The sequence below is a fragment of the Clostridium beijerinckii genome (genome assembly GCA_003129525.1).
GTDB lineage: Bacteria > Bacillota > Clostridia > Clostridiales > Clostridiaceae > Clostridium > Clostridium beijerinckii_D.
In genome coordinates this window covers 2,799,744-2,822,669 of record CP029329.1, presented here as the reverse complement: position 1 = coordinate 2,822,669, position 22,926 = coordinate 2,799,744, and the positions used below count along the sequence as shown (strand labels likewise).

At 29.6% G+C, this 22,926-nt stretch carries 15 protein-coding genes, 1 other RNA gene and 1 riboswitch; of the genes, 4 read left to right on the top strand and 12 right to left on the bottom strand.

Features of this window, described 5'->3' with window-relative positions; all coding sequences use genetic code 11:
* Nucleotides 1–11: 11 nt before the first annotated feature.
* Nucleotides 12–1,301, bottom strand: a complete 1,290-nt coding sequence (locus DIC82_12485) for a hypothetical protein (GenBank protein ID AWK51783.1) — start codon at nt 1,299–1,301, stop codon at nt 12–14.
* A gap of 221 nt (nt 1,302–1,522) precedes the next feature.
* Nucleotides 1,523–2,368, bottom strand: coding sequence for a hypothetical protein (locus tag DIC82_12480; GenBank protein ID AWK51782.1), 846 nt, complete (start codon nt 2,366–2,368; stop codon nt 1,523–1,525).
* Between the two features lie 458 nt (nt 2,369–2,826).
* On the opposite strand from DIC82_12480, the gene ssrS reads away from it, so the two are divergent.
* A non-coding RNA gene (gene ssrS, locus DIC82_12475) (6S RNA) lies at nt 2,827–3,017 on the top strand.
* 103 nt (nt 3,018–3,120) lie between these two features.
* Here ssrS and DIC82_12470 read toward each other — a convergent pair.
* A complete protein-coding gene (locus DIC82_12470) occupies nt 3,121–3,672 on the bottom strand; it encodes a hypothetical protein (protein ID AWK53085.1) in 552 nt (183 codons plus the stop codon).
* Between the two features lie 1,325 nt (nt 3,673–4,997).
* Nucleotides 4,998–5,420, bottom strand: a complete 423-nt coding sequence (locus DIC82_12465; protein AWK51781.1) for a murein transglycosylase — start codon at nt 5,418–5,420, stop codon at nt 4,998–5,000.
* Nucleotides 5,421–5,849: 429 nt separating this feature from the next.
* Between DIC82_12465 and DIC82_12460 the strand changes: the two genes are divergently transcribed.
* Complete coding sequence (locus DIC82_12460) at nt 5,850–7,076, top strand: MFS transporter (GenBank protein ID AWK51780.1); 1,227 nt, start codon at nt 5,850–5,852, stop codon at nt 7,074–7,076.
* A gap of 62 nt (nt 7,077–7,138) precedes the next feature.
* On the opposite strand, the gene DIC82_12455 is transcribed toward DIC82_12460, so the two are convergent.
* Nucleotides 7,139–8,536, bottom strand: coding sequence for an MATE family efflux transporter (locus DIC82_12455; protein AWK51779.1), 1,398 nt, complete (start codon nt 8,534–8,536; stop codon nt 7,139–7,141).
* A gap of 475 nt (nt 8,537–9,011) precedes the next feature.
* On the opposite strand from DIC82_12455, the gene DIC82_12450 reads away from it, so the two are divergent.
* A complete protein-coding gene (locus DIC82_12450) occupies nt 9,012–9,932 on the top strand; it encodes an EamA family transporter (GenBank protein ID AWK51778.1) in 921 nt (306 codons plus the stop codon).
* A gap of 330 nt (nt 9,933–10,262) precedes the next feature.
* Here DIC82_12450 and DIC82_12445 read toward each other — a convergent pair whose 3' ends face one another.
* The 5 genes from DIC82_12445 to DIC82_12425 form a co-directional block, all read right to left on the bottom strand.
* Nucleotides 10,263–12,200 (bottom strand): histidine kinase, encoded by a 1,938-nt coding sequence (locus DIC82_12445; protein ID AWK51777.1) that lies wholly within the window; start codon nt 12,198–12,200, stop codon nt 10,263–10,265.
* 347 nt (nt 12,201–12,547) lie between these two features.
* Nucleotides 12,548–12,910 carry a response regulator gene (locus tag DIC82_12440; protein AWK51776.1) on the bottom strand — a complete coding sequence of 121 codons (363 nt, stop codon included), beginning with the start codon at nt 12,908–12,910 and terminating at the stop codon, nt 12,548–12,550.
* Nucleotides 12,911–13,020: 110 nt separating this feature from the next.
* Entirely contained in the window at nt 13,021–15,870 is a 2,850-nt protein-coding gene (locus tag DIC82_12435; protein AWK51775.1) for a histidine kinase, read from the bottom strand.
* 18 nt (nt 15,871–15,888) lie between these two features.
* The gene (locus DIC82_12430) at nt 15,889–16,959 is read right to left on the bottom strand and encodes a phosphohydrolase (protein AWK51774.1); all 1,071 of its coding nucleotides are present in this window, start codon (nt 16,957–16,959) and stop codon (nt 15,889–15,891) included.
* A gap of 278 nt (nt 16,960–17,237) precedes the next feature.
* Nucleotides 17,238–18,293, bottom strand: coding sequence for a galactose ABC transporter substrate-binding protein (locus DIC82_12425; protein AWK51773.1), 1,056 nt, complete (start codon nt 18,291–18,293; stop codon nt 17,238–17,240).
* Nucleotides 18,294–18,484: 191 nt separating this feature from the next.
* Here DIC82_12425 and DIC82_12420 point away from each other — a divergent pair, with 191 nt between their 5' ends.
* The gene (locus DIC82_12420) at nt 18,485–20,293 is read left to right on the top strand and encodes a DUF4153 domain-containing protein (protein AWK51772.1); all 1,809 of its coding nucleotides are present in this window, start codon (nt 18,485–18,487) and stop codon (nt 20,291–20,293) included.
* A 139-nt stretch (nt 20,294–20,432) separates the two neighbouring features.
* Here the strand turns inward: DIC82_12420 and DIC82_12415 are convergent, their stop codons facing one another.
* Nucleotides 20,433–21,419 (bottom strand): chemotaxis protein, encoded by a 987-nt coding sequence (locus tag DIC82_12415; protein AWK51771.1) that lies wholly within the window; start codon nt 21,417–21,419, stop codon nt 20,433–20,435.
* A 16-nt stretch (nt 21,420–21,435) separates the two neighbouring features.
* Entirely contained in the window at nt 21,436–22,536 is a 1,101-nt protein-coding gene (locus DIC82_12410; protein AWK51770.1) for a hypothetical protein, read from the bottom strand.
* Nucleotides 22,537–22,704: 168 nt separating this feature from the next.
* A riboswitch (cyclic di-GMP riboswitch) is annotated at nt 22,705–22,787 on the bottom strand.
* Nucleotides 22,788–22,926: the final 139 nt, after the last annotated feature.

Sequence of the window (22,926 nt, the reverse complement as noted above, 5' to 3'; positions counted from 1 at the left end):
TCTAGGCTTTATTAGGGAATTCTTACATTCTGATTCTGCAATAATTTTATTGTTAGAAATAGTACTACCTTTTCGGTAATATTGTGAAATGTTTGTTCAAGAGGTGATTTACACTCTTTATTTGTTTGATTTTCAAGAATATCAAATTCAACAAATTCAGCACTAATTAATTCACAGAATACTTTTTCATTAAAGAATTCAATTAATCTAAAACTTTGCTCTCGAATATCTCGTCCATTTATCTCCTCTTCACAAGGATTGCACACTTTAATATTAGTTTGTAATATTTCTACTTCTTCTTGAGGATTAGTAGTTTTAAATTTAGGGGGAGTGTCAAATGTGATTCTAGTGGTGCATTTAAAAGGAACATTAACTGTAGCATGCTTCAATTTCCCGTTTAATACACCTCTTTCATTATGCTCTTTAGTAGAATATTCTATGTTTTTCCTAATAAAACCAGCTAGAAATAATATTCCAGTGTTAGGTTTGTCATTTTCAGAATTTGGAATAAGTCTGCACTGATTTAAATATGCATTTTTTCTAATGTGTTTAATTTCTAATACAGTATCCTCTAGTTTAAGCGAAGACTGAACATTTAATGTTATAGTACATTCTTTTAATATCACTGGCATTTTTACTGTAACAGGACCTGGAGTGAGCTCAGAAGTATGAGAAATGTTTTCGCAAAGAGGCAATGTTTCTGAAGAAACTGTCGTTTTACAACTTTCAACAGTACACTTATTAACTTGATTTTTATTAGTATTATTATACAATTTATTATGATCATAATTTCTATCTATTTTCTTCACTGGTTTATGCTTGTTTTCTTTAGATAGCTCTTCTTTTGCAACAGTATCATACTCTTCTAAGAATTCATCATTATAAAAATCTTTAATACTAGTACAATTCTTATTTTCTAAGTTATGATATTTAGCTGAATCATGTTTTTTATCATTTAATTTATTTTTTTTAATATTAATTTCTGAAGACTCATAACTATTGTTTTCTTTGAAATTGTTATTCCTGTTATTATCTTCTATATTACCAGTCTTAAACGAATTAAAAATTTTACTTTGTGAAGTACATTTTTTATCATCTTTTCTTTTATTTGCAGAAACTTCATTATTTCTTTTATAATGTTCTTTATCATACTTTTTCTTATCTAAATAATACTTATTCTGCTTTTTTAGATGTTCTTCATAATATTTTTTCTTATATAAATAATACTCATACTGCTTTTTAAGATATTCTTCATACTGTTTTCTCTTAAGTTGATTATAATATTGTCTTGAATAGCACATTATTTCTATAACATCTCCTCTACTTAAGAACTTAATAAATTTAAATATATATTTCAAAAAATTTTTTTCTGTTTTTAGTAATAATTACAGTTTATTCTATTGAATACACCAATATTTATCTTCTATTAAAAACAGACCAAAACCTCACTTAGTAAGCTTTAGGTCTGAAATATAGTAATTACCATATAATTGAGTCAGCGCTCTTTATATTTTGTTTTTAATTAACCTACTGTTGTAGCAGGTGCAGCAACTGCATTAACTACCAATTGTTGTTTTTGTAATACTTTTAGAGTTAAATATACTACTGCTTTTTCTGTGAATCTATCGAATAGTTGTTCTGTAGGAGTGCAGCAGTCACGGTCAGGGTTTTTGTGAATATCAACTTCAATAACCCTTGCGCTTATTAATTCAACATAAGGTTTTTCATTAAAGGTTTCAGTAAAATCGAAAATCTGTTCGCAAGGATTACGGCCAAGTACTGGATCTGCGCAAATGTCGCAACCGCGAAGTTTATCTGTAAAATATTCAAATTCAAGAGGAGTTGTATTTTCTACGAACTGTGGCGCGTTAAGGAGCGTAACTCTAGTTGTGAAAGAAAAAGAATCTTCAACTGTACAGTGTCTTATTTCTCCACAATAATTTGGACTTGCAACTGCTAAACCATTACGTATTGGACAAGTTTGAGTTGCATACTCAATATTCTTTCTAATAAAACCTGCTACAAATAATATTGCATTTGTATTACTAGCAGGATCACTCGAAGTATTTGGTAAAAGACGGGATTGAGTTAAATATATATTCTTTTTTATTCGTTTAATTTCAGTAACATCTCGGTCCAATGTGATTATAGCTTCAACAGGAATTGTTATACTTGTCTCTGCCAATATAACTGGAAGTTTAACATATACTGGTCCAGGTGTAAGAATAGTAGGGAGTACATCCAGTTGTTCAGTTATATTGACAGGTTTAGTAGTAACACGTGCACAAGTAGGATCCCCTGTACAACAAACTGATACAGAGCCATTATCATTTGTATTTCCTATATTTAATTCTGCGTTATCACCCATTTTATCGTTCCTCCATTTTTCCTAATATAAATTTAATTAGTAACTATTTTAATACATATTATGCAAATTTCCCTTATTGTGCCACTAGTAAATTATTACTTTATCATAATTTGACGATTGTAATTGTTTGTTTAAAACAAAATTAATCGCATAATAAATTCTTACAAGATCAAACCAGCAAACCTAAACACTTTCAAGTCCTAATTCAGTTGCTTCTAATATTATATGAAGGGGAATTATCTATGGTCCACTGCATAACATCAATAGAAGAATGTGAAGGTGGTGAAACAAATTCATGAGTTAATGAATATATTTTTTCAGGCAGATACATACTATCAATTAAACAATTGGCTTTATTTACCATAAATATACCCCTTGTACACGAACTTTAAATATGTTATTATAATCTCACAATAAGAAAACAACTATTTTATAGATAGTTTTCGTTATGTATGTTATATATTCTGAAATATTCGTTAAGCTCTTATTTTGAACCTACATTTATATTTCGGGAGTTCAATATTTAGATGTGTAAATGTACTTTCATATGAGTCCTTTCACGGCATTGAAGGCGATTGAAACATCTGTGCGGACACCCACCTATCGACGGATAGGGGTCAAAATTAGAGTACCGGTATTTTGGATATATTATTTAGAAATTTTAAGCCAATGCTTAGTATTATTAAGCATTGGCTTTTACTTTTTATATATTATTTATATGTTTTAGAACATTTTATATTTCTAAATTAATATTACTCTATTAAATAAATGGTAGTATTTTTTCTTCCAAATTCTATAGCTTCTTCATGAGTTGACACCCAAACGTCTATTACATAGGTACCATCTTTTTTTATTTTAATTGCTCCACCTCTATCTTCAACATCAAACATACCATCGGCTTTATAATTTTCTAACTCTGGAATGTATATTTTACTTCCAAGTGGTATATTCGATGGTGCTGCAATAACACCCAATCTTGTTTTAGTTTGCATTGCTGTTTGTGATCCCCATTGATCTGAACATTTAGGATCATTAGAGTAGGCAGTTAATTCAGCTTTAATCGGTGTACCTACTGGCTTTTGATTTTCTTGAGCTTTTGTTGATGTAGTTTCGCTCTCTTCAGGTTCTATTGATGTTTCATGTACTATGTTAGATGAAGTTTCAATATACTCTTCCACAGAATATTCATGTTCTTCAATATCAGCATTTTCTATCTTAGAACTTTCATGGTATTGGCCTGCAACAAGTTTATTTATTTGAATATCTTTCGATTCAATATTTAAATAGTCTGTTCCAAGACCCATTAAACATATTCCTAAGAGCATATATCCTCTTATCATATGTCTTTTTAATTTAAACAATTAACCACTCCTTGTGTTTTATTTGCAACTTACTAATCTGATTATTACAAGTTGCTCTAGCCACCGATATGGTATTGCCTATTATAGACTATGAATCCTTTAAGGTCAACGGTAACTTTTGCTATAAACAGACAAAATTTTCATAATTATATATAGAAAAAATCATATATACTAGGTTTTCACATATATTCTAGCAATAAAGTCACAATTTAATAATTTAACATTTCCAGACGTTTTAATGCTATCTCTGCTAATTTTACAGGTATAGTTGTGATCCCACACATAATCACGCCATCTCTTTGTAACTTTGAAAAATATTCTTTAAAATATGGTTTTAATTAAATAATTGAATAGCAAAAAAACACCAATTAGTCAAATTATATTAACTAATTGATGGTTAAGCAAATCCTAACTCTTTCCTAGACTGAAATGGATCTTCTTCTTGGATTTTTATCACCCTTTCTTTACTAATATTCTTGCAACACTAGATATTATCTTTACATCGCATTAGAATCTTCTTATTAATTTTAATTTGTTAAGATAAAGGCTTAATTATATTAGCTAATATTCTTTAGATATACTTCATTGAAATAACTTTAATCTGTCTTAGTAATATCAACTTGCGTCTTAATTCACCTTGTTGGTCACTAATCAAACCTTCCGCTGCTTTCGCTAATTTGTACTTAGTAATTTCAACTTGCGTTATAATTCGCTTTGTTTATTACTAGTCAAATGCTTCAATTAGTTATATCTAGATAATAGCTACACCGGCTTCTTTCAGCCTTCTGGCTCATCAAATATGATATCAGAACTAAAAAGAAGTGTCTCATTTAAGAAACACTTCTTTTACATAATACACTTATTGTATCTTTACCATATAATTGTTTAACATTGTTATTTCTATAGATAAGCTTGTCTGAGTTTATCTAAATAGAAAATTATTCATTAATACAACTATCAAAATTCACTTTTATATATTTTATATACTACGTATGAAACATAGTAATAAATTTATTGATGGCTATACTTTTTTTTGACAATTTATACTGTTTAATTTTTAACATTCCTAACGGGTTTCTGTTTTAACATAACTTTCCTCATACTACGACTGTTTTACTTTTTTTCATACATTCAATTGTAACTACAAGTTGCAACTATAATTGAAAATTGCTATATTAAATTTTTACTACTATTCAATTTCAAATTTAGATATTTATTATCTAAATTGTTTTGCTAAAACAATTTTAAAATTTACATTATTTGTACTTTTATATGTTTGTAGAATCCCCTAAAACTAAGGCTTTAACAGTTTTTGTACCCCAATTATAACATTCACTAGAACTACTAAAGTATAAATCAAGTTCATTTCCATTTATTGCACTACCAGTATCTGCAGCTACTGCATATCCATAACCTTCAATATATAAATATGTTCCGAAAGGAATTACATTTGGATCAACTGAAACTGTGCTTATGCCATTTGGATTTCTTTCTACTATTCTTCCACTTGCTGTTTTACTTTCAGTTCCTGATGTATACGCTGTTGTTGAACAAATTAATTCTTTATTTAATGTTGCTGCTTTAGCTACATTACTTGAAAAAGCAATCCCTGTACCTGAATAAATGCTTAAAGCCATTACAAAAACAATTAATTTTTTCATAACTTTTGTCCATTTAAAATCTTTTGACATTAAATCTCTCCTTTTCAATTCGCAAACCATCTTTTACATTATAACACAACTTCCAATGTAAACGTATTTAAATAGTAAATTTTTATTACTTTTTTAATTTTACGGGCTCTATTTTATAAACCTAATCGTATTTTAATATAATACCTCTAACATGTAGCATCTATATTGTTTATTAAATTTAAACAATAATAAAGTTCACTTGTCCTTCATAAATATCCTCAGTGATGTTTGCGAAAGAAATATAATTGAACTTTGTATTGATAATTTTTCTCTAGTTTGATAATTAATAACATATGTTGTAGAATAATCTTGATATGTTTAGTATGAAAAAATAGAAGATGTGGTCAAATAGATAAAAATCAATACTAATTGACATTAAAAAAGCTCTACTCGGAGCTAAAATTACTTTATAGAAAGGTCTTGAATATAATGGTTTCAAATAATGACTCAACTTTATTACAAAATAAAGCTTTAAGATTTTTAATGGTGGCACGAGTGTCCACTAACTTTGCTTATCAAATGCTTACAGTTGCCGTTGGCTGGCAGATGTATTCTTTAACTCATTCTGCTTTTTATTTAGGGCTAGTTGGTCTAGTACAATTTTTGCCAATGCTTTTGTTTTCACTTTACGTTGGTCATATATCAGACCGATATGATCGTAGAAAAATAATAACCATAAGCCAAATAGTTCAAAGTATATTTATTCTAATTCTAGCTTTTGGAAGTTTCAGTGGATGGATTACTAAAGAAAGATTTCTTATGATCATTTTCTTTGTAGCTGTTGCTCATTCCTTTGAAGGTCCACCAATGCAGGCGTTATTGCCCAATATTGTAAGCCGCGATATTTTTCCAAGAGCTTCAGCTTTAATGTCCTCGGTTTCTGAATTTGCAGTTATTATAGGACCGGCTGTTGGTGGTATCCTTTATTCTTTTGGTTCAACCTTGGTATATATCTTAACTGGTGCCTTGTATTTAATATCAAGTATTCTTATATCTCAAATTTCAATGAGAAAAGAAGAATTTAAACCAGAGCCTACCAGCTTAAAATCATTATTCGCTGGAATATTTTTTATTAAAAGTAGACCTATTGTACTCGGAGCAATATCACTAGATTTGTTCGCAGTATTATTTGGTGGGGCTACAGCTTTACTTCCAATTTACGCAAGTAGTATTCTAATGATAGGTTCATTTGGACTTGGTATACTTAGATCAGCCCCTGCCTTAGGTGCATTATTAATGTCTGCCTATCTTGCAAGAAGGCCATTAAAACACAAGGTCGGTAAAACTATGTTTACAGCAGTAATATTCTTTGGTTTATCAACTATTGTCTTTGCACTATCAAAGTCTGTTGTTATATCTTTCTTAGCACTTTTTGTGTTAGGTGCTTCAGATGTTATAAGTGTAGTTATTCGTTCCACTCTTGTACAACTTGAAACTCCAGATTATATGAGAGGAAGAGTAAGCTCTGTAAATATGATATTCATAGGTACCTCTAATCAGCTTGGTGAATTTGAATCAGGTCTTACAGCCTCTTTACTTGGAACTGTTCCCGCTGCTTTTATTGGAGGTATTGGTACCATATTGGTTGTAATGCTTTGGATGAAATTATTTCCTTCAATTTTACATGTAGATAAATTTGAAGCTAGCAAAAGCTAGCTTCAATATTCCATATAACATTAGGCGCCCATACATTTAATATATTTTTACATATATTTAAGTTATTCATTCTGAGAACATTCAGTTATATTAGTTTCATATTTATAATCTTCTTTCTTTGAATACTTACTATTTATTTTCTTATAAGTAAAGTGATATGAAATTATTAGTGGAATACATGCACCAAGCCACGCTAAAGGATTTGATAAAGATACTCCTAAAAATCCTAATGGTTTTGATAATATAATTGCTGCAAATGATCTCATGATCAATTCCATTATCCCTGCTACTGTTGGAATAAAGCTTTGTCCTAACCCTTGAAGAGTATATCTATATATAAAAAGTAATGAAAGTAAGAAATAAAATAATCCGTTAGAAGTTAAATAAGTTTGCGATAATAAAATAACTTCTTTTTGATCATATCCAACAAACATGCCTGTAAGAAAATGTCCTGCAAAAATATTGATAAGTCCTACCACAATACTAAATGTAACTGATATAATAACACATTGCTTTACACCTTCCCTTATCCTATCAATTTTTCCAGCACCATAATTTTGAGCTGTATAAGTAGCCATAGTTATACCAAAGGACATCATAGGTTGAACTGCGATGGAATCAATCTTTTGAGCAGCAGTATATGCCGCTACAGAAGTCGCACCAAGACTATTAAGTGCAAATTGTAATATAATAGCACCAATAGCTATTATAGACGCTTGAAATCCCATTGGCAGTGAAATCTTTATATGCTCTAAAAAAACTTCTTTTGATATTTTTAAGTCACTCTTTTTTAATCTAAGTATTCGTAAGTTTCTTTTTATATGCCACATACATAATAAAGCCGAAACACCTTGTGCTATGACAGTTGCCCATGCTGCTCCTGCCACCCCCATTTTTAATATTAATATAAAGCCAAACTCTAAAATTACATTTAGAATACATGCTACTATCAAAAATAATAATGGTGTTCTACTATCTCCTAAAGCACGAATAATGTTTGAAAAAAAGTTAAAAAACATAGATGCTATTATACCAATGAATATAACAAATACAAAACTATATGCATCGTCTATAATTTCTGGCGGCGTATTCATTAATACTAATATAGATCTAGCAAAAATTGTACTTATAGTCGTAAGAACTATAGTTACTATCATACTGATTGCTATACCTGCTACATAACTTTCTTTAACACCTTGTGTATCCTCAGCACCAAATTTTTGTGCTGTAATAATTGAAAGGCCAGCTGTTGACCCTTGAGCAAATCCTAAAATCAAAAACATTATGCTCCCTGTACAACCAACTGCTGCTAAAGCATTAACTCCTATAGTACGTCCAACAATGAATGTATCAGCTATACTATAGAACTGTTGAAAAATATTCCCTATTAATAAAGGAATAGTAAATAACAGTATTAATTTCGCAGGATTACCTTTTGTCAAATTCCTACTAACATTCATTAAAAATTTTACCTCCTCTTAACTCGCTTTTGAGCCTTCACTACGAATAATCAATTACTCTCTTGTTTGATTATACTGCTTGAGTGAATGGACAATATCTAAGCAATAAAATATCTCTTTTTTGCTAATTCTAAAAATTCCATTTTGAACTCCTTCAAAATAACTATAAATTAATTTAGTTTAATTTTATTATAGAACATCAAGTTAACTCTAAGTCAATAACAAAATGAAAAAATATTACTTTATTAATCTATTGTGATTATAATCTTATTAACATACTAACTAAATGGATTTCCGAAGAAGTTCCTTTTAGATAGTCTATAAAAAGCTTTGTGTATAATAAAAATGTATTATATAATATCAACATGCTTATTTTAATAAGCACTTGCTCTTAATATCAAATGTTTTGCTTTATTTACATAGACTCTTTAATAGAGTTATTTGTTATGCTTCAAAATAAAATAGGAGGACTATTATGAATAACACACGAAATTTTTCACTTTATTTGATACTATTTATTGGAGTTTTTGCTCTTTCAACGTCTGCTATATTTGTAAAACTTTCTAGTGCGCCTGCACCAATTATAGCAACTTATCGTATGATATTTACTACTTTTCTTTTACTACCCACATTGTTTCTTCGCAAAGAAACATTTAAAGAAATGCAAAGTTTATCTCGAAAACAATGGCTGTTAGGTAGTCTTGCTGGAGCTTTTCTTGCTTTGCATTATGGACTTTGGTTTGAATCTTTGCGTTTTACTTCAATAGCAAGTTCAACCGTATTTGTTACCCTTCAACCTTTATTTGCATTTATTGGAGGCTATTTTTTCTTTGGTGAAAAATTAAAAGGATTTGCAATTGGCGGAGGAATACTAGCTGTAGTTGGTAGTTTTATAATTGGATGGGGCGATTTTAATATTGGTGGTACAGCATTGTTTGGAGATATTCTTGCTTTGCTAGGTGCTGCAACAATAACAGTTTATTTTTTTATTGGTCAACATCTAAGAAAAGTTTTATCTCTCGTTCCCTATGCTTTAATAGCTTATTCATCAAGTGCCTTATTCTTACTAGGATATTCACTTGTTCTTGGCTATCCATTAACAGGATACCCAACATCTGATTGGTTGTGGTTTTTTGGCTTAGCATTTATTTCAACAATAATGGGACAAACAATTTTTAACTGGCTGATTAAATGGGTAAGTGCTTCAACAATTTCAATGAGCATTTTGGGAGAACCCATTGGAACGTGTATACTATCATACTTTATTTTTGGAAATATAATTACTATCAATCAGCTCATTGGTTCTGTAATTATTTTATTTGGTATCTTTTTATTCTTAATGTATAATCAGCCAGTAGAAAAAGTAAAATTAAATTCAAGTGTTGAAACTTTGTAATTCTGTTACGAATTTGTGAATAAGATATATTTACGTTATAAGCAATCGTTGAACTTAATAATACTGCAGCCGCCAATAATTAAGAAATGGGATTTTATATTAAAAATAGAGAGATAATAAAATAAAGACTTATACACCAGAGATGATTGATAAATTAAAATAAACTTAAGGTTTGATTAGTAGCTATTGTGGTTACTAATCAAACCTTCCCATGATTTGTACTTTATAATTTCACCTTCAAAGTATGTTTAATAATCCATCTACAACCATTTATTTCTGATTCAAAATAACTACCATGTATAATATATCATAACTACTTCTACATATATCTTAGCTATAAATATCTGAGAACTCGATATTTATATTATCAATATTTGATTTGTTTGTAGAATCACTTTTAACTTTCATAGCATGATTCTCTGCTGAAATGACCTTAGCAGGCAGGCATATTATAAACTCTGTGCCTTCTCCATACTTACTTTTTACTTCTATTGATCCTTCCTGCATCTCAACTAATGCTTTAACTATGGTTAATCCTATACCACTGCCTTCATGACTTCTATTTAGCAATGGATCTATTTGTTTAAATCTTTGGAAAAGCTGTGATAGTTTTTCTTCTGGAATTCCTCTTCCTGTATCCTTTACCGAAATAATAACATGATCACCTTTATCGTATAAAGTTACATTAATTTTATCTCCTGGGTTAGTAAATTTAGTGGCATTGGAAATTAAATTAAGCAAAATCCTCTCTAGTTTTTCTGAATCAAAAGCCATAACTTTTTCTTCTTGATCTGTATCAAATACAATAGTTCTTGACATATATTGTACGTATTCAACAGTTGACTGTGTTATTTCCTCTGCAACTTGTACTATATTTTCATTTCTAAGATCCAAATCCATAAATCCAGAATCAATTTTTGTCATATCAATTAAGTTGTTCACGAGTCTTAGTAATCTGTTACAATTTTGTTTCATACTCTTTGTATAATTTCTTATTTTATCAGTATTTAGGTTTTCACCTTTACTTATAAGTACATCAAATAACTGAGCTGTTGAAAATATAATATTTAAAGGTGTTCTTAATTCGTGAGACATATTAGCAATAAATTCTGTTTTTAAATTATCATATTGTACTGTTTCTTCTAGCAACCTCTTGTTTTCTTCCAACATATTATTAAAACTATTTGCTAGTATTCCAATCTCATCTTTACTATCTATATTGCAGCGTATAGTTAAATCTCCCTTCCCAGCTATCTCCATACAAGATTTCAACTTATTAACAGGTTTAACTAAAGTATTAGACAAAAATAATGCCACAATTCCACCTAAAAGAATTATTATTAGCCCAGTAACTATTGTCATTGTCAAAATTGATTTAGATGACGCGTTTACTTCATCATAATCAGCCGAAGTAACTATATACCAATCCCAAGATTCAAAATATTGATAATAACCTACCTTCTTAACTCCATCATAGGTATACTCAATTGTTCCATTTTTAGTTGAATGCATTTTTTGAACAAAATCATATTGGTTTACATTCTTTCCTTTTTCAGATGAATGAGTAATTACATTACCTTCAGAATCTAGTATATATACATGCCCAGTTTTTCCTAATTTAATATTCATTAATGTTTCGTCTAAGTAATTATTAAGAATTTTATTTCCTATACCTATTGCCCCTATGACCTTTTTATCTTTATCCAATAATGGTTTCATTCTTGTTACATAGCCAATACCTTCTATTACAATATTACCGATATATTCTTCATTATTAATTGTTTTTTTATAAGCAACAGAATCACTAGGTATATATGTACCTACTACCCTCTTGTCATCTTCAAAAATTGTACTGGAAACTCTTATGAGTTTATCATCATGCAATAAAAATATAGTTGCAACGGTACCTGTAGACTGTTTAATCTCATCAACTATAGTATCGTCTATGGATAACCTTTGCTTTCCGGCATATAAAACCGGTAAATTAAACTCTCCAACTCTTACACTTTCATTATAATCTACATTTAAATCAGCAAACTTATTTAATACGGTATTCGCAAAATTTAAGTCCCCGTAAGATTTTTCTGTGAGCAGATCATTTCTTACACTAAGAGTTGTACTAATTGATTCTGTTAAACGCTGACTTTTTTCATTTACCTCATTGACCACCGCATTGTTTGATTTTTTAGCAATTAAAAAGCCTAATACGCTTACGGTAAATACAATTAAAACTAAATAACTGATTAAAAGTTTATATTTTATTCTCATTTAAAAACCACTTCTCCTTAGTTCATTATGTCCATAAAATTCTAAATCAAAATCAAATATAGCCATTACATCTCTAGCTATTTGACTTATGGCATATTTATCTAAGTATACCATATAACTTACAACCTTTCATTGCTTATATTTAAACAAAGGGACTAAATATCCTTCTGTTTTCATTCCAAATTTTCTACTTATTTTCAGGCAAAAAAGAGCTAAGGATTGCACCTTATCTCTTGATTTTTTTGCATCTCTATTGGAATTATTATCTTTCTTATTAGAAAAAAGCTTCATACTAAAGCCCATATAAATAGTAATCTGGTATATTATCAAAAAAAGCTTCTATAATATTATCTATATTCTTCTAGTGTTTGTAATAAAATTTTAGTATCGAAAGGTTTCTGAATGTAGCTCTTAGCTCCCAGTGCTATACATTCATCTTTAACATCTTCATATCCTACTGCTGATATAATAATTACAACTGCTTCGGGATTAATATTCATTATTTCAGTTAATACACCAATACCATCTTTTCTGACTTCAGACATATTTAAATCTAAAATTACAATCTCTGGATTTTCATTCTCAAAGGTCTCTATTGCAGTGTCTTTACTTGATGCCTCATATATTATATACAAACCACCTTTTTCAACAATCTTTGTTACAAATTTTCTCATATACGATGAATCATCAACTATTAATATTTTTTTCATATTAAAAACTCCTTCATATCTCTAATTTTAATTACTGATTTTTGAATATTACCTAAGGTATCTTCAAAAAATAATAAGCCAGCCTGGATGTATTATTTACTTCCATATTCTTAATAAAACAAATCTTTTATTTGAATAAAAAGTCTAGCACATTCATCTATTTCTTGTTTAATAGCTTTTTCCTCAAGCTTTATAGCTAATTCATGAATAGATGTTATTCTTAGAGTTCCAGAAGAACCTTTTAACTCATGAGTCAACTTTGCCAATTTTTTTAAATTATTACTATCAATTGCATCTTCAATACCATTCAATAAATCTGGTAGACATTTTATATAATCTTCAAGTATTTCTTTTGCATCATCTTTTTCAAGTCCTGATATTTCAGCAAATTGATCAATATAACTATATATTAAACTACTATACTCAGACCCTGCCTCACTCTTCTTAGTACTTTCTTCTATCATCCTAAACATAATATCAAAATTAATAGGTTTACTAATATAAGCATCCATTCCGGCTTCAATACACTTTGCACTGTCACCCTCCATGGCATTAGCAGTCACTGCAATAATTGTAGTATGCTTTTTATCGCCTTCAAGCAACCTTATTTTAGCTGTACTTTCATACCCATCCATTACTGGCATCTGGCAATCCATAAAAACAATATCATAATCTTTCTCTAACACTGCTTTTAACGCTTCACTACCATCCAATGCCACATCACAAGTCATATTATGAGATTTGAGAATACTTATAACAATTTTCCGATTCACTTCATTATCTTCAACCAATAAAATCCTCGGTTTTAATCCATTTTTAACTTCTTTAACAATATGTTTCTCTACAACTTGTTGTTCTTTTTCATCTTCTTTTTTTAAACCCAATGCTATATCAATACAATTGAATAACTCGTCTCTTCGTAGAGGCTTGGACAAATACCCTGAAAAGCCATATTCTTTTGCAGCCTTGCCATCTTCTATTTGATTTCTGGAAGTCATAAGTATGAGTTTAATATTCTTTGCAAAAGGTATATTTTTTAATGTAGTTGCAAGTTCATAAATATTCATGCCTGGCATTTCATAGTCTATGATAGCAATACTTATTTTGTTTTCTGTACTTGCATTTGAAATTATTGTGGTAATCGCATTACCAGCATCCTTGGCTTCGAATACCTTCAATTCTGTTCCTTCAAAATACGAACTTATACTCTTCCTGTTATTTTTATTATCATCAACAATCAAAATATTAATATCGTCAAGCTTTTCAAACATAAATTTTTCTTCTGAGACTTTTTTTGCTATTTCGAGTCTCACATAAAATTTGAATGTCGAACCTTCCGAAAGCTTACTTTCAACACAAATTTCTCCACCCATCATTTTGACTAATTCGCTAGATATGGCAAGTCCAAGTCCTGTTCCTCCGTATTTTCTAGTTGTAGAAGCATCTGCTTGGTTAAAAGATTGAAATAGCTTATGAATATCCTCTTTATGGATTCCAATTCCAGTATCCTTTACTTCAAAGCTAAGTATAGCTATTTCATTTTCTTCCTCTAAGTAATCAACTGTAACAGAAATTTCACCATTTTCTGTAAATTTCACTGCATTGCTTATAAGATTGTTTAATATCTGTCTAAGCCTTGATGGATCTCCAATAACCTCTTCTGGAACAGCTGCTTTAATTATAGAATTAAGTTGAAGCCCTTTTTCTGTAGCATTAGGGACAAGGAATGAAATAGTATCTTCAATAATAGTTCTTAAGTTAAACCTAATCTTTTCCATGGTTAATTTTTTAGCTTCAATCTTTGAAAAATCTAGTATATCGTTAATAATATGTAATAATACCTCTGAAGCAGATTTTGCTTCACGTATAAACTCTTTTTGTTCTATAGACAAATTAGTTGATTGCAACAACTGAAGAAATCCAAATACTCCGTTCATCGGTGTTCTTATTTCATGAGACATATTTGCAAGGAACTGACTCTTTGCAATATTGGCTGCTTCTGCCAGCTCTTTTGCCTTGTACAATTCAGTTTCTGCTAACCGTTGCTCTGTAATATCTTCAGCAGTGCAAATAAGATACTTAATACTACCAGTTTCATCCCTCACAGGTTTACTTTTGATTTGAAGCAATCTATCTTCGTCTTTCCAATTCTTAATCTTAAGTTCTTTTTCTGCTGGATCATTTTTTTGAAACAAATCCCAATTGTTTGCAGAAAGCTTATTTGCAGTGTCTATATCAAATATATCAAATAAGTCCTGATATTCTAAATCACTTTTCTTCTTTCCGAAAAACTCTGCATGTGCTTCATTAACAGTCGCATAAGAAGTAACATTGCTTAATGCCCAAATCTGAGACTGAGAATTATTAAGTAAAATTGCTTGTCCATCAAGCATTGATTTATATTCTCTTTCCTTGGCAATTTTTGATCTTATAAATGAAAAAAAGCTTGAAATATTTCTTAATACATTAATTGCATCTTCTTCCCATGTTATAGGCTTTGACAAACTTTCATAGCCCATGAACCCAATTAACTTATTTTCATTTTTTAACGGAATTATAAGAGAAGCTTTTATTCCTTCACCACTAAAAACTTCTGCCTCAAATATTGCTTCGGCAGGAAGTTCCTCTATATTATTTATTGCTACAAAATCATTATTCTTAATTTCACGCATCAACCATGGAAGAGTATAAACTACCTCTTCCTCCTGCATTTCTCTTTTGGGTCTTATATCTTTCTTATTCCATTGACATTCCATTTGCATAAAAGTAGGATCTTCAGAAAAATAATAGACAAAAATTCTATCAAAATTAAAAAATAAACCAATTTCCTCCAATGATTTTTTTAATAAACTCGCATAATTAATACTGTCTATCTCTAAAAATCTCCGAAAAATATTATTAATTAGTTTTAGACAATCATTAGAATAACTAGTATTTGTCCACTTGTCTACATCACTCATAAAATCCCTCCCAAACATCTAAATTTCACAGGTTTCTGTAATAAAAAGAGTTAATTCTTTTAATAAATCAATTTCATAAGGTTCTAAAAGTACATTTCCAACTTTATCATATATAACTTTTATCACAGGTCGCATTGGCATTGAATTATTTTGCCTTACTACTAATCCCTTTTCATTCGAACTTAGAATAACTCCACTTCCTGTTGGAAAAGCAGCTATGTTCATTGTGAATTTGCGCACCATTTCTGCATCAAAATAAATGTTACTCATACCCACAAGATATTCAATAACCTCATATACCGTTTTACGTTCACCCGTACTTCTTCCTGATATCAAATTATCAAATACATCACATATTGACACTATCTTTGCAATTTGGTTTATTTCATCACCTTTTAGTTTTAAAGGATAGCCACTACCATCACTTCTTTCATGATGCATTAATACAGCTACCTTGACATATGCATTCCAAACATGCTGTTCTCCTAAAATGTCATAACCAACCTTTGGATGCATAAGTTCAATATATTTATCTAATTCTTCCTTAGTATTAAACTGTGCTGAAATTTTTTTATCATTTAGGATTTTTATTTTACCTATATCATGTAACATTGCACCCATAGCTATATCTTTAAGCTTTGATACACTGTAACCCATATGAGTCCCTATTATTGTAGATAATACGCAGACATTCACGCAATGGGAATATATATTGTTATCACTTGCACTTATTTCTGCAACATTTATCAAAACATTTTTATTTGATATTATATCCTCAATAACTGAGTTTACTGAATTCATAACGCTGCTATTATCAGTTTTTCCTTCACGACAATATCTTTCAGTCATTTCCTTAACTGCATGTTTACTCATTTGCCTTGTTTTTTCAGAAATACTTTCTTCGATAATTACATTTTTTGACATGTCATCATCAATATATACTGAATAAATGCCAAGTCCTTTAATTCTTTCAATGTAATAAGGTCTGAGCTTTACTCCAACACTAAGTAAAACTCTACCTGATTCATCAAAAATCTGCTTTCCAAGGATTTCATCTCCCTTCAAATTGGAGACATTAACAACTCTCATATACACCTCCAAATAAAATAATTAATTGTCTACTATACAGTCAACAGTTTTTTATAACAACCACACTAAAAATGTAGTATCTTGTTACCAACTAAACCCAAAATAAGAACACCATTAATAGCTATTCCTATTTAAATATATTAACATATTCTTACACCCTTGACTACATTATCTTCAGTCTTATATTACCTATATGCTAAAATACAACTTTAATATTTTCATATAATCTATTCCACTCAATTCGCAAGTAATCATCCAAAGCTACAATATAATTAATATTATTTTATGTATTCCTTGTAATCTAGATGAACTGTAAATCCTGTATCATCAAATTTATATTTTGTATTTTCAAGAGAGGACTTACCAGAAGCTAAATTCATTCCAATAGCATAAAGAGCTTCTGCAAGATCACGAGGATCTACAACAGCAGTTCCTAACATAAAACCTCTTTTTATTAAATCTTTAGCAGCTGGCATTCCATCAATTCCTACAACTGGTATTGTAGCTTTTTCATCACCTTTATTATACCCATATTTCTGCAAGGCTTCCACAGCACCTACTGCCATAGCATCATTATTTGAAATTATAGCTTCAATTTTGTTACCGTGTTTAAGAAGCAGAGATTCAATAGAACTTTTAGCACAATCTTGTAGCCATTCACAATAAGGGACTGCAAGTTCTTCTGTTTTTATTCCAGCATTATTAAGTGCTAAAATGGAATACTTTGATCTTAAATATGTTAATGGACTGCCACTTCTGCCTTTTAACATAACATACTGCAATATGTTATCATGATTTTTATCTATAAACGCTTTATTAGAATTCCATTCTTTAGCAAGAATTTGTCCCTCCATAGTACCCGATTGTTCATAATCTGCTCCAATCACTACAAATCGCTTATAAGGTTTAACAAAATTTATTATGTTTTGAACTGGGTCTGGATTTAAAATTAAAGGAATGTTTTTTTCCATAACTTTAATCAAAGTGCTTTCTACATCCTTTAAGTTAGGACTAATTATGCTTACAATGAAAAGGTCAAATTTTTGTGTAAGGGCTTTTTCAATACTTTCATTTTGTACAGCTTGATTATCTTTTGCATCAAAGAAAGTAAATTTGACTTTATTTTCATTTTCTTTTTCAATATGCTCTAAATTTTGTTTAAGAAGAGAAATATACATAGCATTAGAGTTATCTAGGAATACAGCTACCTTAACAGGAGCCATTTCACCAAAATTTGAACTAGCAGATACATTATCTTTAGAAATTCCTACTATTAGAACCATTATCATAACTGAAATCATAATAAATATTAATATTTTTTTCAAAATGCTCATTGCAATCCTCCATGATATCTATTTAATCTTAGGATGCGTTTTAATTAAAAAAATATTCTAATTTCGGTGCAATTATCTTAGAGGATAATTGTCAGAATATATGGAATATTTATATATAAAGAGAATCTTATTAATTAATAAAATATCTGCTGTTGAGATTATAATCACCATACGTAAAGGAGGATTCAAATATGAAATTTAAATATAATTTAAGAAGCAAGCTTAGTGGATTATATGATGCAATATCTCGCTATCCATTAACTGTACTTTTTCTTCTTGCAGCTGCAATTGTAAATGCACAAAGTATAAACCTTGACGAACCTTTTTACAAACTTCTTCTGACATTTGTGATTGGAGGGTGCCTTAGCTTTGTTGCCCAGGCAGCCTTTGAACGATTTTTCGAAAAATTCTCACACCGTCTTGTTTTGATGCTTATCTGTATACTCTTGACATTCGGATATTTCCTCATTGTCAATCAGTACACAACTACCAACTTAGAAACATGGATTAGAACATCAGTTGCTCTGTTCGCACTTATTATCGCATATATATGGGTGCCAGTGATTAAAAGCACTATCAGTTTCAATGAAAGTTTTATGTCATCATTCAAGTCATTTTTTAATTCTTTGCTATTTTCAGTGGTACTCCTTATTGGCATATCACTGATTCTTGTAGCTATTGATTTACTTCTTTTTCAAGTAGATGAAAAGGTATATATTCATGCTTTAAATATAATTTCAGTCCTCTTTGCACCAATATATTTCTTGTCACTTATTCCGGTCTATCCAGGTGTTTCGAGCAAAAATCTTTTTAATGAAAGCCTAGATCATAATAATGAAAAGATAGCTAGCTCTTCAATCTGTCCAAGATTTTTGGAGATTCTAATCTCGTATATAATAATTCCTCTATTATCAATTTATACAGTTATCCTCGTAATATACATTGTAAAAAACATCGCAGGAAGTTTTTGGACAGATAATCTTCTTGAACCTATGCTCGTTGGTTTTGCTATTACCGTCATCCTGCTCTATATTCTTGCTAGTAGGATTGAAAATAAATTTGCTGAACTTTTTCGAAAAATTTTCCCGAAAGTTCTTGTTCCAATTGTGTTATTTCAAATTGTGTCCTCTGCCCTTAGAACCCAAGATACAGGGATTACTCATGGACGTTATTATGTAATTTTGTTCGGAATATTTGCAGCCATTTCTGGAGTTTTCCTAAGTTTTATCCCAATACGAAAAAATGGTATTGTAGCAATACTTTTGATTGCTTTTTCACTCGTCTCCATTGTGCCGCCAGTAGATGCCTTTACAATCAGTCGTACAAACCAACTTAAAATGCTAGAAAGTGTACTGATTAAAAACAACATGCTTAATCATAATAAAATAATACCAAATGCATCTGTTCCTGAAAAAGATAAAAAAATCATCTCCAATACCATAAACTACCTTGAAATTATGGAATATACAAAGAATATAGGGTACTTAGGAAAAGATTTTAATCAATATAACAACTTCTATGATACCTTTGGATTTTACCGATATGGAGAAAATATGTATGGACAAGAATCAGTTCACATGTCATTAAACCAACAGTCACCTATAATAGTCTCCGGTTATGATGCTTTAGTAGTAGTTAACTTTTATTTTGAAAAAGATAATCCAGATTATAGCAATAAACTCTGTGATTTTAAAAAATCGGGTGAAACTTATACCATTTCAAATACTAACTCACTCGATTTAGGTAAAGTGTGGTTGTCAAATGACAAAGGTGAGGAACTTATACGAGTTAACATGAAAGAGGTTTTTGGTAAGTTTGATACTTCATCTGTTGGAAATTATCAGATTAGTAAAGACTCCATGACTGCAGATCAGGCAACATTCACATTGGAAAATGATAAGGCCATTATCTCTCTCGTGGCATTAAACCTTAATATTGAAAAATCTAATTCTCAATATCCATATAGTGGTGACTTTTATGTTCTAGTAAAAATCAAATAGTTAGTACTTTTTATAAATTAAAAAATGGTGGTTCATTTTTATGAACTACCATTTCTGTTTATTATGCAATCTTATTATTAATTTCAATTTATGTTAAGTATTTAATATAAATTGCATATTATAAATATTTTCTAATTTATCATTTTTTATTTTTTAAAGACTCAGTTAACATGTTATGAATCTGTTGTAAAAAGTTAATAATATCGCAAATGATAATTGACCTTTTGCTCATTCTTAAATTCAATTTATCTAGCTTGTCCCCAAAAGAAGCTACAAGTTCAGCAACAGAACCAACGCCTGTTGCTGCTCCATTAATTTCTGAGCTTGTACGTTCAATTCCTATAATTATATGTTTACTAAAATCTTTTACTTCATTAGTACAATCAGTTACGTGTTTGAAATCTTTTTGAACATTCTGTGCATATTCAAAATTATCGCTAATTGCTGCTTTAGAATTTTCAATTTCTTCTCTTAGTGAATCTATACTTTCATATAGTGTCTTAACACTTTTATCAATTCCATTTACTAATTCTGTTGTTGATGATGATAATTTTCTTATTTCATCTGCTACTACGGCAAATCCTCTACCAGCTTCTCCTGCTCTAGCAGCTTCAATTGATGCATTTAATGCTAAAAGATTCGTACTACTTGCTATATCTGTTATACTATTTGACATATCTTGAATATTCTTAGAATTATTTTCTAATATATGAAATGCGTCTGTAATTAAATCAAGCTGAGTGCATGTCCCATTGATTTTATCTGCTAATGTTCCCATTTTATTATCCGCTTGTTTTACTGCAACTTCAGAACTATTCATAACACCATTTATTTTATTAGCATATTGACTAAACTCATTAAAATTAGAATCTAAACTGTTAATCATATCTTGTATATTATTGATTTGCGAATATGTATTATCGATTTCTTTGATTGATTGAGTTACTTTAACTTCTTCATCCATAAACTCTTCTAATTTTTTTTCTATATGTAATACACCATAATTAATACTCTTATCATAATTAAAAGTCTTTTCTAAGTCTGATTTTCTATCTTGTTCTATTTTCAACTTCACTTCTTCATTTAAATTTATATTTTCATTTTTATTTGATTTAAACCACTTCATATCTTATTACCCTCATCTATTCAAATATAGCAAGAACCATTGTTTGATTAAAATGTTGATCATTCAGCTGTTCTCCATAGCCTGCAAACCCAATATAATCACCTAAGGCACTACTCATTGTTTTAGCAAATTCATTTAAATATCCATCTTTCTCAAAAAGTATTGATCTTGCTAAACAGTTTATCATTATAGCTAATGATGGATTTGGAACATCCTTTTTTATTTTGTCTATTGTTTCATTAATTACATTTTTATAATCATCAGGTTCTAAAAGTACCATTTGAGAATTATTATATACCCTTGCATGATATGACATTCCATTATTTTTAGTAACCATCTGATTTGCAGTAATATACATATCATTTCCAATAATTCTTCCAAGAGGGTAACTATCTAAGTATTTAGGAAGATCTTCAACTGTCGTATTTAAGGCTTCTGCTATTACTTTTGCAGCTGGTTTGTTATCGTATTCGTATACTATACGATTACTTACATCTACTTTAGTTGCTGTAAAATAATGAGTAGTTGGTTTATAAATATTTTCTCTGTATAATCTAATTTTACCACCTAAATTTTTAATTATTACAAAAGCACATGCGTTGTTATATACTTTACCATTAAAAGAAATCATTGTTTTTTCTGCTCTACCGCGATCACCTGATGATCCTCCAAATAGTGGAATCTTCTTTTCCTTAAGTACAGAATTTAGTGTTGATAAAACTAATTCTTCACAACTTATTAAAGCTGTGGAAACTTCAAAGCACACCGTATTAGAAATATTATTGAATTTCTTTATACATTCAGTTACTCTGTCAACATATTTTATTGGATATTTATCCACCTCTTCTAATACATCTGCATAACATTCAATTCCATCTTCAATACCCATTACAATCAATGTATCTTTATAAGCTCCATCCCTGCAGAATCCTGCAAATGTAGTAGACCCAATAATAATACTATTTTTAAATTTATCTTTCATTTCTTCAGAATATACTTCAAAATGTTCAACATCAGAAAAAAACAATATTAATTTAGGTGATTTAAGTTCCATTGTAGCCTCATATATTGCTTCTTTTAAATCACTTTTAGAACTTTTTCCTACTTTATAATTCATACTTATCACCTTCTTACTATCTGTATAAGGTATCATACTCCCCTTATCATAGAGTGTTATACATAGACTACTTATAATCTATGTAGTCTATAATTTATTTAACTGTATATTATAAAACAATTCCCCCCTCTATTTTTATAAAAATAAAACCAACAATCAGTTATTAAGCTGATTATTGGTCGGTTGCACCACTAACTCCAAATTCTCAAGGTACCCAAATAAGAGAATTCTTCACAGTCTCCAATTTTTTAATTTCATTAAAGTTTTTAGTCATATTATATTGTATATTTTTATATGTTTTTGTAAATTTAAACACGTCAATATATATTATCATTAAAAGGTAATAAATTCAATATTGACTTTTACTCTAAATGGTATTTTCGCGAAATT

Excerpts from the sequence above, each read along its gene's own strand:
- DIC82_12485 (AWK51783.1), bottom strand. The coding sequence starts at position 1,301 with ATGTGCTATTCAAGACAATATTATAATCAACTTAAGAGAAAACAGTAT.
- DIC82_12480 (AWK51782.1), bottom strand. The coding sequence starts at position 2,368 with ATGGGTGATAACGCAGAATTAAATATAGGAAATACAAATGATAATGGC.
- DIC82_12470 (AWK53085.1), bottom strand. The coding sequence starts at position 3,672 with ATGGGTCTTGGAACAGACTATTTAAATATTGAATCGAAAGATATTCAA.
- DIC82_12465 (AWK51781.1), bottom strand. The coding sequence starts at position 5,420 with ATGTCAAAAGATTTTAAATGGACAAAAGTTATGAAAAAATTAATTGTT.
- DIC82_12460 (AWK51780.1), top strand. The coding sequence starts at position 5,850 with ATGGTTTCAAATAATGACTCAACTTTATTACAAAATAAAGCTTTAAGA.
- DIC82_12455 (AWK51779.1), bottom strand. The coding sequence starts at position 8,536 with ATGAATGTTAGTAGGAATTTGACAAAAGGTAATCCTGCGAAATTAATA.
- DIC82_12450 (AWK51778.1), top strand. The coding sequence starts at position 9,012 with ATGAATAACACACGAAATTTTTCACTTTATTTGATACTATTTATTGGA.
- DIC82_12445 (AWK51777.1), bottom strand. The coding sequence starts at position 12,200 with ATGAGAATAAAATATAAACTTTTAATCAGTTATTTAGTTTTAATTGTA.
- DIC82_12440 (AWK51776.1), bottom strand. The coding sequence starts at position 12,910 with ATGAAAAAAATATTAATAGTTGATGATTCATCGTATATGAGAAAATTT.
- DIC82_12435 (AWK51775.1), bottom strand. The coding sequence starts at position 15,870 with ATGAGTGATGTAGACAAGTGGACAAATACTAGTTATTCTAATGATTGT.
- DIC82_12430 (AWK51774.1), bottom strand. The coding sequence starts at position 16,959 with ATGAGAGTTGTTAATGTCTCCAATTTGAAGGGAGATGAAATCCTTGGA.
- DIC82_12425 (AWK51773.1), bottom strand. The coding sequence starts at position 18,293 with ATGAGCATTTTGAAAAAAATATTAATATTTATTATGATTTCAGTTATG.
- DIC82_12420 (AWK51772.1), top strand. The coding sequence starts at position 18,485 with ATGAAATTTAAATATAATTTAAGAAGCAAGCTTAGTGGATTATATGAT.
- DIC82_12415 (AWK51771.1), bottom strand. The coding sequence starts at position 21,419 with ATGAAGTGGTTTAAATCAAATAAAAATGAAAATATAAATTTAAATGAA.
- DIC82_12410 (AWK51770.1), bottom strand. The coding sequence starts at position 22,536 with ATGAATTATAAAGTAGGAAAAAGTTCTAAAAGTGATTTAAAAGAAGCA.